Consider the following 11,220-nt stretch of genomic DNA (forward strand, 5'->3'; position numbering starts at 1 on the left):
CGGGGAGCGCGGTGCCCGCGATGCCCCGCCGTTCACCCGATGCCGCCGCCCGGGCGGGATTTCGAGGACGTATCCGCCGCGCCTTCCACCTCCTTGCCCGCTGCCTGCAGGGCGTTGACGGCGGCACGGATGGAGGGGCGGCGGTCCGCGTCCGCGCGCCAGATCGCGTAGACGTGGCGTCGCATTTGGTGACCCACCGGAACCACGCTCACCCCTTCCGGTACCGGACCGCGCCCCAGCCGCGGCGCGACCGCCACCCCCAGGCCGGCGGCGATCAGGGCGAGTTGGGTGTGATGCTCCTCTGCCATGTGTGCGATGCGCGGCTCGATACCCTTGCTGCGCAGGGTGAACATCAGCCACTCCTGGCAGAACTCCCCCTGTGGCCAGGAGATCCAGGCATCGTCGGAGAAATCCTCCAGTTCGACGGTACGGCGGCGGGCCAGCGCGTGGTTCGAGGGCATGGCCACATCCGCCGGATCGTCCAGCAGCGGAGCCTTGGCGAGACCGTCGGGCAGGGAGAGCGGGCGGTTGTACCAATCCAGTACGACCGCGAGGTCGATGTCTCCGCGTACCACTTTCCGTACCGACTCGTCCGGCTCCAACTCCGTCAGATGGGGGCGGAGCTGCGGATGGGCTCGGTTCAGCCTCACCAGTGCGGACGGGAAGAGCCCCCGGGCAGCGGTCGGAAAGGCACCGAGCCGGAGCTCCCCGACGGCTTGGCCCCGACGCGCCTCCAGCTCTGCCTCCGCCAGCTCGACCTGGGACAGGATGCGGGCGGCGTGGTCGGCGAGGAGCCGGCCCGCGTCGGTGAGGCGGACGCCCCGGCCATTCTTCGCCAGCAGCTGCTGCCCGGTCTCCCGTTCCAGCTTGGCGATCTGCTGGGAGACGGCCGATGTCGTCACGTGCAGCCCGTCGGCTGCCGCGCTCACCGAACCGTGCCGCGCCACCGCGTTCAGCGTCCGGAGGCGATCAAGGTTCAACATGTAAGCAATACTAAGCGATACCTCCCACGTATTCTCGCTTGTGCTACGACGTTGCACGGCTCATCGTGGTGCGCATGAGCACCACCGCCTCTCGCGCGACGCGCGTCGCCGCCCCTCCCTCCCCAGCCGCCTCCTCGCCCACCGGTTGGCGGCTGCACTTCGCCGTACTGGCCCTGATCTGGGGCTTCAGCTTTCTTTTCATCAAGGTCGGCACCGAGGGCTTCGCGCCCCTGCAGGTGACGCTCGGCAGGGTGGCGTGCGGCGCCGCGGTGCTGCTGGTCGTGCTCGCCGTGAAGCGGCAGCGGCTACCGCGTTCGGCGCGTACCTGGGCACACCTGGCGGTGGCGGCGCTCTTCCTGAACGCGCTCCCCTTCTCGCTCTTCGCCTTCGCCGAGCTGACCATCCCCTCCACGCTTGCCGGTATCTGCAACGCCACCTCGCCGCTGTGGGGCATGGCTCTGTCGGTGGTCGCCCTGTCCGAGGACCGTCCCACGCGCCGCCGAGTGGCCGGTCTGGGGGTGGGATTCCTGGGCGTCCTGACCGTGCTGGGCGCATGGCAGGGCTTCACGGGCACGGACCTGACGGGCACCGCCATGGCCCTCGGCGCCTCCCTCTGCTACCCGATCGGCTGGATCTATGTGCGCCGTACGCTGGGCGGCTCCCAGGATTCCCATCTCTCCGTCTCCAGCGCACAGCTGCTGCTGGCGACCGCGCAACTCGCCGTGGTCACACCACTGTTCACCAGCGCGCCAACCGCCTTCCCCGTCTGGCCCGTGCTCTCCGTCATCGCCCTTGGCACACTGGGTACCGGCATCGCGTTCCTGCTGCAGTACGGATTGGTCGCTGAAATCGGCCCCACCACGGCACAGATGGTCACCTATTTCATTCCCGTGATCGCCACGGCCGCCGGGGTGGCGCTGCTGGGTGAGCAGCTCAGCTGGAACACGCCGGTCGGCGCCCTGATCGTGCTCGCCGGCGCCGCCCTCACGCAGAGCAAGCCACGCCGCTCCACCCCTTCGCCCATCGTGGCCTCGGGTCCGGGCCGCTCCGCAACACCTCCGCACTCCGCGGAACGGTCCGGCTCCGTCGCATGCACCAATACCTCCCCCACCGGTCCATCCGCCGCCCCAGGCACCGGCGCACCCGCGCCCGTACCCCATGCGGCCCTGGCAGGCGGAACGCCCGACGAGGACTGACCGGCGACGCGGTGGCCGGTCAGTGTTCGTCCGGACACCTCGTCCGCTCCTGATGGGGGCCTCCTCGGCGCGGCCCCCCTCCGTTCATTCGTAGCGTCGCGCCTCGCCGGAGCCGATGGCGGCCGCGACGGCCTCGGCCAGCGGCTCGGTGTCGGCGGAGGTCAGGCCGGAGATCGTGATGCGGATCGCGGGCGGTGACTGCATTCGAAATCGTGCACCTGGCGCCACCGCCCAACCGGCGTGCAGCAGACGGGCGACTGCTCCCGTCTCGTCGGGGACCGGCACCCAGACGTTCATGCCGCTCCGTCCTCGGGCAGGCACCCCGCGCGCGGCCAGTGCGCGTATGAGGGCATTCCGTCGCTCGGCATACGCGGCGGCCACCACCGCCGGGTCGACGGCGGAGCTGCGCCACAGATGGGCGACGGTGTCCTGGAGGAGATGGCTCACCCACCCCGGACCGAGACGCTGTCTGCCACGGACCCGGTCCACGGTCGCCGGGTCGCCGGTCATCACCGCCAGCCGCAGGTCCGGGCCGTACGCCTTTGCCGTCGAGCGCACCAGCATCCAGTGGTCGGTGACGCCCGCGAGCGGGTGGAGGGGAAGGTCGACGATGCCGTGACCGTGGTCGTCCTCGATCAACAGAACTCCGGGGTGTGCCCCCAACAGGCTCCGCAACTCGGTGGCGCGCGCCCGGCTCACGGCCGCTCCGGTGGGGTTCTGCGCCCGGTCCGTGACGACGACGGCCCGCGCCCCCCGGTCGAGCGCCCGCGCCAACTCCGCCGCCAGCGGCCCCTCGTCGTCGACGGCCACCGGGGCGGGGCGGAGGCCGAGTGCCGGAATGAGGTCCAGCAGGCTGCCCCAGCCCGGGTCCTCCACCGCCACCGTGTCCCCCGGTCGCAGATGCACGGCGAGCGTTCGCTCGATGGCGTCGAGCGAACCGCTGGTCAGCGCCATCGGCCCGGCAGGGACGCCGTCCTCGGCCAGCGCGGCGAGCGCCATCGACTCAAGGGCACCGTCGACCGGCGGCGCACCGTAGAGCACCGGCCGCCCGGCACTGCGCGCCGCGGCGGCCGTCACCGCCTCCTCCCATGAGGGGAGAAGCGCCGTATCAGGGTTTCCGGCAGAGGCGTCCCGGACGCCCGGCGGCGCCTCGACCCGGATCGCGTCGCGCGCCGTGCTCGCGGGCCGCGGACGGACACGGCTGCCGCGTCGCCCGGCCGTCTCGATCACCCCGCGGTCCCGCAGCGTGCGGTACGCGGCGGCAACCGTATTCGCATTCACCTCCAGATAGACGGCCAACTCCCGGAGTGGGGGAAGGACTTCGCCCGGTTGGAGCTCACCGGCACCGACGGCTCGCTCGACGCTGGCGGCAATTTCCGATGCGCGCCGACCTTCGATCCGATACTCTTCTAGCACAAAATCGATTATGCACTAGTGCAATGGAGTTGGCAATGTCCCAGACCCCGTCGCGCCACCGGCTGCACATCCCCTCGCCGGGTACGGACTCTTCCCCCACCGACGATGCCTCCCAGGAGTACGCGCGGACCGAGCGGACCGTTCCCACCCGGTCCGCCGACCGTGCCGCCTACGATCAGGAGACCGTCCACGCGATCCTCGACGAGGGATACGTCTGCCATCTGGGATTCTTGCGGGACGGCGCGCCGGTCGTCCTGCCCACGCTCTACGGCAGGGTCGGCGACCGCCTCTACCTGCACGGTTCGACAGGTTCGCGACCGCTGCGGGCGGCCGGAGAGCCGGACCCCGGCCTCGCGGTCTGCGTCACGGTGACGCATGTGGACGGCCTGGTGCTGGCGAAGTCGGCGTTCCACCACTCCATCAACTACCGCAGCGTGGTTGTGCACGGCACCGCCCACCAGGTCACCGACCCGCGGGAGAAGACCGCGGCCCTCGACGCCCTCATCGACCACGTACTCCCCGGCAGGTCCGCCGATTCCCGGCCGGGCAACGCCAAGGAGCTGGCCGCCACCGCCGTCATCCGGCTCGATCTGCGTGAGGTCTCGGCGAAGATCCGCACCGGCGGCCCGAACGACGAGCCCGAGGACCTGGCGCTCCCCCACTGGGCGGGCGTACTACCCGTGGCCCCCGTGTACGGCACGCCCATACCGTCGGAATCCCAGGCTCCCGGCATTTCCGAGCCGGCGTATCTCACCACACGATGAGGAGCCTTCCATGCTGATCCACCCCTGGGACGCCCCGACCCACGACGGCGAATGGCAGCACTGGCTCGCCGGAAACGACTTCGGCCAGCTGGCGGTCAACGGCCCGCCGGGCGCGCCGCCGCTCGTACAGCCGATGCACTTCGCGTACACGCCCGGGAGCGGTGAGGTCGTGACCCATCTCGCCCGGCCGAATCCGGTCTGGCCCGCGCTGGAAGCGGCGCCGACGGTGCTGCTGAGCGTGGTGGACGACTACGCCTTCATTCCCGGTCCCTGGCAGGCCACCGAGGATGAGCCGCCCGAGCACGGCGTCCCCACGAGCTTCTACGCGGCCGCGCAACTCAGCTGTCACGCCCGCATCGTGGACGACCCGGAGGCCAAAGCCGTGCTGCTGCAACGGCAGATGGATCACTTCCAGCCGGAGGGCGGCTCCGCGCCGGTCGCCGCCGACCAGGCACCGTACGGCCGACAGCTCGCGGGAATCCGGGGGCTGCTTCTGCAGGTACCAACGGTACCGTGTCGGGGTTTCTGCAGGTCACGGCGCAGGAGGTATGCAGGAGGTCAGCAAATCGCCAGCATCGGACGCGTTGCCGCCCACTTCGCTGACCTGGTCACGGCTCGGTCTACGCGGCCAAGGCGTGGTCCAAGAACTTGGCGGCCGGTGTGACGGACGCCCCGCATCAGATGCCGGGAGGTGCGAGAGGTGATCTGGATGTTCTCGTGGCCCATCCACTCTGCAACGTCTGTGATGGACATGCCGTGGCTCAGGCAGTTGGACGCGAAGTAGTGGCGGAAGCCGTAGAGGGTCATCCTTTTGCCTCGCGTGCCTCGAACGCCGGTTCCCGGATAAATCCAGGTCTTCCCACGTCCAGGGGGCGGTGGCGGTCCCATCGGGTTCCCGCCCGAACCTGAAGCGCTCTCGTTGGTCACCAGTCATGCTGGACGGGTCGAAGTGCTCTGCAGCAGAAAGTCGCTCGCTCAGCGCCATGGCCTGCGCGTGCGCCCCGGCCTTCCTCAGACTGTCCAGCAACACGGCCACGTCGAGGGAGACGTGGGCGGCGGCGTGGTGGCCGGGGCGGTGGTCGGTGGGGTGCAGGGTGTGGAGGTGGTTCACGAGAGCGACCGCAGCACGGGTTCTGCCGTGGGTGGTGGCGTTTTTGTGGAGTTGAGCGGCGTCGCGGTACAGGCCGCGGGCCCAGGCGGCGTTTCCGAGTGTCGTGAGGTCGGTTGGGTGGGCGTGGGTGGCAGCGGCGGTCCAGAAGTCGATGGGAGGGATCTGGCCGAGGCGGTGTTACCGGCCGTGTTGGTCTGGCGCACCGCTCCGGCGCCGGCGCCCCCAGGCGATCCTCACCGGCGCGAACGCCTCAGCCACCGGCTTGGGCATCTACTTCGCCAGCGTCTCCGCCTACAAATGACCACACCCGTACCAGCGTCCTGTGCAAGTCGGCTTCGTCCCGACGGTGCCATGGGAGGCTGCGGCAAATCCGCAGCCGAACCCAGCTCGTCCCGCACTCCGCCATCGCCATCCGCGAGCACGAATTCGCCTGCCCCTGTGTATGCGCCTACACCGACGGACCCGCCGCCTACCTACGCAGACGCGACGGAGTTTGCGCTCACCGCAGAAGCAGTGGGCGGGACGTTCCTGAAGCTGGGCCCCGTCCCGGTCATCGTGGAACTCCACCGCCCCAAAGGCGAAAACCCGAACCACTTCCTGGAGCGGATTGACGCCGACGGCGCCGACGGCAACACCCGGTCGCCCGTGGACGAGTACGTGCCCACGGGCGACCGGTGACGGTTCCAGCCCCTCATCAGGGGACGGACATCCGACGGCGCGGTCTACGGGCGATCGGGCGACGCTCCACTTCAACATCCCGCTGGACGGCGACAACACGGACGTCGGCGTGGGCATCCTGCTGATGACGGCGGTGAGCGAGATGGGACTGATGGCCGTGGCCAGACCTGGGCTCGAACAGCTGATGCGGCAGATCGCCGGGGCAAGCGCGCCGCCGGCGACGCAGCCAAGACGGAGTCGTGATCGCCTTCGCAACGGCACCGTGTCAGGGCTTCTGGCGTCCCGCCGAAGGCGCACCGACCGCAGCAAGAGGTAAAGGCGGCACCTCTGGACCGCTGACCCGATGCACCGCCGCCTGCACAAACAGATGCCTGACGCTCCATCAGAACGAGCGTCAAATGAGCGTCACGAGCGTCATTTCAGCGTCAAGATATCGCCCGTAACGCCCACATCGCACATAATACACACGGGCAAAACCGCAGGTCAGATGCCCTTCCCCGCCTTTTCGAGGATCGCCACGCACTCCACATGGTGGGTCATCGGAAAGACGTCCGATCAGAGGACACCTTGAGAAACTGCAGGTCAGGCGACATTTACACCATCCCCTGACACGCCTCGAAGGGGTGCGAGCGTCAAACGAGCGTCGCGGGTCCAGGCTCCGTCCGTCGCAACCCTGCGCCCCAGTCCTGCACCGTCCTATCGCGGTCCGATGAACACGCACGGTCCAGGACGACTCCATGCGGGAGGGCAGAGCGGACTCCGGCAGGCCGAAGGGCCGACTTCCCGGCGGGGTCCCGACCCCAATCAGCTGCCGGCGCCCTGTCCGAGCTGACCGGCCCCGCCAGCGGCGCCGTGAGCCTCCCCCTGCGCCTCGGCATGTGCCGCATCGCCCTGAACACCGGCCTGTACGAGGAAACCGTCCCCGGCCTGTACACCAACTCCACCGAGGCCGCTGCGTGACTCGGCAGAGCCTGCGGGCTGGCGCTCCTGGGGCAGCTACGCGGTCCGGGCCCACGGCATCGCCCATCGCCCGAGCCAGGAACTCGACTTCGCCACTACCCCACCCGGCCGACCTGGCGGTCATCACTGTGCGCGCCTCCACGGTCTGAGCCACCGCGATACCGCGTCCGGAGCGATGCGCACCTTCGACCGTATGGAGCACGAGGTCGACCGTGGATGCGACATCGCGCATTCCACGGGCGCGGTTCAGCGACCGGTGTAGAGGAATCGCAGGTATCGCACGAGGGACAGCCTGCGCCGGTGTGCCTCAGCAGTCTCGGCAGCAGAGCTCAGCGCCGCATGGCGCGCACTGTTCTGCTGGAGCGTGACCGCGCGCCGGCTGAACTCCTGCCGCTGTCGGCGGGCCCGGTCGTCGGCCAGGGTATTCTCCCGGGTGAGCCGCGCCTGGCCGTCCTCCATCTCCTTCTGTGCCTTCGTCCGTGAAGCTTCAGCTGCCGCGTCCACGGAGCGGAGCTCAGCGGTGAGGCGGGCGCGCCGGACCTCGATGCCCTGGTCGATCGACTGTCGTTCCTGTGCGGTGAGCGCGGTGGGCTGACCGGCTTCGGCAGCGGCGACCAGTTGCCTGCGCCAGGCATCGAGCGCGATGGCCTTGGCCTCACCGATGCCCTGGACGTCGATACGGCGGCCGTTGCTGAGCACCAGTTCGGCACCGACGCTGTTGTAGTGCGCATTGTGCACGGTTCGGTATCCGGTGAAGTCGGCTGCGGTACGGACTCCCGCTGCCGCAAGTCGCGCGGCCAGTTTCGGTCCGATGCCGTACGGCGGATTCCGGGCGATCAGCTGTCGTCCGAGACGGTCCCGCACGTAGGCGGACTGCCGGGTGGCAAGCGCCGTTCGTAATGCTCTCCCTCGCTCCGCCGAAAGCCCGGCGATCTTCTTGTCCAGCTCGTGCCGCTTACGGATCCTGCGCTTCTCGATCTGCTGGAGCTCGACCTGGTGGCTCGCAGTGAGCTTGCTCTGTGCTCGTGGGTGGTCTGCGGTGCGCTTCGTCTCTGCGGCGTCGAACTTCGCCCGGTCCTTGCGTAGCTTCCCCTCGGCCTTGACCGGGTCGTCGAGCTGGTCCAATTCTGCTGTGAGCCCGGAGAGAACGGCCCGTATCTGAGCCCGCTCCGTGCGGCGGGCCCGCCCGAACACCGAGAACACGGCGGCGGCGAGCACCGGGACTGCCGGACCGAACAGGGCTGTCGAGAGGCCCACGACAAGAGCCAGTACGGTCACTGCCAGCATCAGGGGCCAGACGACGGCTACGGCGACATCCAGTGGCGTCCTGACCTGGAATCTGTCCGGTGAGGCGACCGAGGGCGCGGGCTGCGTCGGCGACGCCGCAGAGGCGACGTGTCCAGCCATCCAGCCGGGCAGACCGCCCGTACCCGGGGCGGCGGCCCCGCTGTGAGCAGTGGTGTCCGTGATCACCGTTGCGGCTGGGCGCTGCCTGGCCACAGCCAGCGGCGGCAGCATGTCCAGGGGCTGGCAGGCCAGGGTCCGCACCTGGTCGGCGAGTCCGCTCACCATACGGTCGGGATGAGTGAGCAGTGTCTGCAGTCGTGCGGACCCGGCCGGGCTCGTGAAATCGTCCTCGGTGAGCAGGAGGAACTCGCCGCTGGGTTCGTGCAACCGGGACCACAGGGCCGGTTCGGAGGCGATCGCCTTCAACGAGAGGAAGATGACCCAGGCGGAGAACCGGTCAAGATCCACTCCGAAGTCGTCGTTCCCCCGCATGGGCGACTGATAGTTCCGGTGCCCTCGCTCGGTCCCGCCCAGGCCGGCCAGTGCCGGGACGTACATGCCGTCGTAGTCGACCAGCCGCAAGGTGTCGTCGCTCGCCACGAGCAGGTTGCCGTGCTGCAGATCGCCATGGGCGATCTGGTGGTCCGCCAGGTCCCGGGTCAGTTCCTCGAACCGGTCGGCCAGGCGATCGACGGCGAACCGGTCCGCATGGTTGTCGTCGAGCCAGGAGGACAGGGTGACGGCCTCGGCCCACTCCATCTTGAGGACCGGGTAGCGTTCCCGCCCGACGCTGATGGCGTCGGGAAGGTACTCGAAGCCGAGGTTCCACGGCTGGGAGAGCTCCGCCGGATCGAGCAAGGCGAGTCGTGAGCTGATGGCCTCGTACCGGCGTTCCTGGTCCGGGACGTGACGGGTGAAGCACTTGACCGCGTACCGGCGACCCGATGAGGGCGAGGTCAGGGAGAAGACACTAGCGAAGGCGCCGGAGATGGGGCGCGGCAGGCCGAGTCCGGTCAGCTCGGGCCGGGCGCCCTTGAGTTCCGGATGATGGAAGCACAGCTGGGTGTGCTGCAGGGCTTCCGCGTACTCGGCGCCGCTGGGGAACCGGCGCTGCGAACCGGTCGCCAGGCCCATGTTCACCGTCCCTCGAAGTCGATCCGTACGAATGCCACGTCGTCGTTGCGCAACTGTCGGCTGTCCCGTAGCCCGTTCAGCCAGTTGTTGAAATCGTCCAGGTCGTCGGGCCCGGCGTACTCGAGGAGCTGGCCGACGGCGTCGGCCTGGTCCGGAGCCGACATGAGCCAAGCGGCCAGGGCATCCGTCATCAGGAGCAGGCGGTCTCCCGGGCGACAGTTCCCTCCGGTGAATCTCGTGCGGTCGGCAAGGAGCGCGGCGTCACGGTTGCGGCTGCCGAAGAGATCGGGAGTGGTGCCGAATTCCTCGACGGCCGACACCGGGAACGTATGGATCAGCTGGTTGTCGCGCAGGTGGAACAGGCAGCTGTCCCCCAGCGCAGCGGCACGCCACCGCCAGGACGGTGCCGCTTTGCCGTCGTGGGCACCGCTCTCCGGGTCGACGCGCACCGTGAGCAGCGTCGCGTAGGCGCCCTCCGCGAGCTTGGTGTGCTCGTACCACTTCAGTGGACGCCCTTCCGTTTGGCGAGCCAGTGTGTAGTCGGCCAACCAGGGATCCCACCGGGCCACCACGGACGCTGCGAACTGCTCGAAGGCGGTTCCGCCCGCCAGCACGTCCGGCAGCGCCATGGCGTGTCCGGCCGCGGCGTGGGACAGCAGCCTGGCCCAGTCCTTGGCCAGTGCGCTTTCCGTGGCTCCGTCGCAGACACCTGCCGCGAATGGCTCCCGCAGCATGTGATCGTGCGGATGCCCGGGAAGCACGGCGACGGCGTCCTCACATTCCGCTGCCGTGCTTCCTTGCTTGGGGGCCACCAGGTGCGTGACGTACACGCAGGAAGTGGAGGTCGTCACCGCAGTTCGGTGGCCCGGGTACCGATGTCGAGGAACTGGACGACCGTGGTGATGTCGGCGTTGTACACGAAACCGCGAGTGGTCTCGCTGACCCGCTGCCCCTGCGAGGCCGCGTACGAGCGCATGTGGCTCGGCAGCGGGCTGGACATGCCGAACAGGGTCCTGGCATAGCCGTCCGGAAGGGTGTCCGCCGAGTCGGGGAACGCGGTCGGTGTGCCGCCTGCCGCGGACACATGCAGGTTGAACAGCAGCGCCGCTCCGTCCGCTGTGGCGTGGGAGGTGACGGCCTCGGCAGCCGCGGTGGGGTCGCCGTCGGTCGACTCGCCATCCGTCAGGTTGATGACGATGGGCGGGAATCCGGCCGGATACCGCTCGGTCCAGCCGGCGACGAGTCCCTCCGCGTACTGCAACGCACGGTTCATCGGGGTCCCACCGTGGGCGACCGGATCCATCCACAGCGGGAAGTTGACGGCGGTCTCCACCAGGCCGCCGGCACCATCGGGGACCTTCTTGCTCCGCTCGTCGATGCGGGCCGGGTTGTCCGCCACCTCGCTCAGGGGGACGAGGTCCCGTCCTTCGAGAGACCCCGCGAGCGCCGAGCCCACGGTGGCTCCGTAACCGATGACAGCGACGTGGAAGTAGTCGCGTACGCCCTCTTCCTTCGCACACTTGACGGAGAGTTCGGTGAGCAGGCGGTTGATGGCGTCAGCGACGACATCGGCCTTCTGCTGCGGTACTTCACCACCGATGGGATCGCTCATGGAGGTCGACTGGTCGACGAGGAAGATGATGCTTGTCGGGTTGGAGCGGCTGATCTCTGCTGTGTACGGCACGGCGAAC

Annotated in this window: 10 protein-coding genes; 4 read left to right on the top strand and 6 right to left on the bottom strand. The window is 69.2% G+C overall.

Features of this window, described 5'->3' with window-relative positions:
• Positions 1-32 precede the first annotated feature (32 nt).
• Entirely contained in the window at positions 33-983 is a 951-nt protein-coding gene (locus OG422_RS02130) for a LysR family transcriptional regulator (protein ID WP_405739019.1), read from the bottom strand.
• Between the two features lie 74 nt (positions 984-1,057).
• On the opposite strand from OG422_RS02130, the gene OG422_RS02135 reads away from it, so the two are divergent.
• Positions 1,058-2,179, top strand: a complete 1,122-nt coding sequence (locus tag OG422_RS02135; protein WP_405739022.1) for an EamA family transporter — start codon at positions 1,058-1,060, stop codon at positions 2,177-2,179.
• Positions 2,180-2,263: 84 nt separating this feature from the next.
• On the opposite strand, the gene OG422_RS02140 is transcribed toward OG422_RS02135, so the two are convergent.
• Complete coding sequence (locus OG422_RS02140) at positions 2,264-3,595, bottom strand: aminotransferase class I/II-fold pyridoxal phosphate-dependent enzyme (protein WP_405739025.1); 1,332 nt, start codon at positions 3,593-3,595, stop codon at positions 2,264-2,266.
• 35 nt (positions 3,596-3,630) lie between these two features.
• On the opposite strand from OG422_RS02140, the gene OG422_RS02145 reads away from it, so the two are divergent.
• Positions 3,631-4,359: a pyridoxamine 5'-phosphate oxidase family protein gene (locus OG422_RS02145; RefSeq protein WP_405739028.1), complete on the top strand. Its 729-nt coding sequence runs from the start codon at positions 3,631-3,633 to the stop codon at positions 4,357-4,359.
• Positions 4,360-4,369: 10 nt separating this feature from the next.
• The gene (locus OG422_RS02150; RefSeq protein WP_405739031.1) at positions 4,370-5,023 is read left to right on the top strand and encodes an FMN-binding negative transcriptional regulator; all 654 of its coding nucleotides are present in this window, start codon (positions 4,370-4,372) and stop codon (positions 5,021-5,023) included.
• Here the strand turns inward: OG422_RS02150 and OG422_RS02155 are convergent.
• The gene (locus OG422_RS02155) at positions 4,918-5,247 is read right to left on the bottom strand and encodes a tyrosine-type recombinase/integrase (protein WP_405747605.1); all 330 of its coding nucleotides are present in this window, start codon (positions 5,245-5,247) and stop codon (positions 4,918-4,920) included. The two genes, OG422_RS02150 and OG422_RS02155, sit on opposite strands and share 106 nt — an antisense overlap.
• A 736-nt stretch (positions 5,248-5,983) precedes the next feature.
• Between OG422_RS02155 and OG422_RS02160 the strand changes: the two genes are divergently transcribed.
• Positions 5,984-6,148: a hypothetical protein gene (locus OG422_RS02160; protein ID WP_405739034.1), complete on the top strand. Its 165-nt coding sequence runs from the start codon at positions 5,984-5,986 to the stop codon at positions 6,146-6,148.
• Positions 6,149-7,354: 1,206 nt separating this feature from the next.
• Here the strand turns inward: OG422_RS02160 and OG422_RS02165 are convergent.
• Genes OG422_RS02165 through OG422_RS02175 form a run of 3 tightly spaced genes read right to left on the bottom strand, consistent with a single transcriptional unit; the run spans position 7,355 to position 11,213 of the window.
• On the bottom strand, positions 7,355-9,529 hold the full coding sequence (locus tag OG422_RS02165) for a hypothetical protein (RefSeq protein ID WP_327688146.1): 2,175 nt from the start codon (positions 9,527-9,529) through the stop codon (positions 7,355-7,357).
• 2 nt (positions 9,530-9,531) lie between these two features.
• Positions 9,532-10,380, bottom strand: a complete 849-nt coding sequence (locus OG422_RS02170) for a hypothetical protein (protein WP_405739037.1) — start codon at positions 10,378-10,380, stop codon at positions 9,532-9,534.
• Entirely contained in the window at positions 10,377-11,213 is an 837-nt protein-coding gene (locus OG422_RS02175) for a vWA domain-containing protein (protein WP_168481764.1), read from the bottom strand. Before OG422_RS02175 ends, OG422_RS02170 begins: the two co-directional genes overlap by 4 nt.
• Between the last annotated feature and the right edge of the window lie 7 nt (positions 11,214-11,220).

The organism is Streptomyces sp. NBC_01525 (genome assembly GCF_045040405.1).
GTDB lineage: Bacteria > Actinomycetota > Actinomycetes > Streptomycetales > Streptomycetaceae > Streptomyces > Streptomyces benahoarensis.

What these genes read in the sequence shown, in the direction of transcription:
- OG422_RS02155 (WP_405747605.1), bottom strand. Translation starts at nt 5,247, where the DNA reads ATGGGACCGCCACCGCCCCCTGGACGTGGGAAGACCTGGATTTATCCG.
- OG422_RS02145 (WP_405739028.1), top strand. Translation starts at nt 3,631, where the DNA reads ATGTCCCAGACCCCGTCGCGCCACCGGCTGCACATCCCCTCGCCGGGT.
- OG422_RS02130 (WP_405739019.1), bottom strand. Translation starts at nt 983, where the DNA reads ATGTTGAACCTTGATCGCCTCCGGACGCTGAACGCGGTGGCGCGGCAC.
- OG422_RS02165 (WP_327688146.1), bottom strand. Translation starts at nt 9,529, where the DNA reads ATGGGCCTGGCGACCGGTTCGCAGCGCCGGTTCCCCAGCGGCGCCGAG.
- OG422_RS02150 (WP_405739031.1), top strand. Translation starts at nt 4,370, where the DNA reads ATGCTGATCCACCCCTGGGACGCCCCGACCCACGACGGCGAATGGCAG.
- OG422_RS02135 (WP_405739022.1), top strand. Translation starts at nt 1,058, where the DNA reads ATGAGCACCACCGCCTCTCGCGCGACGCGCGTCGCCGCCCCTCCCTCC.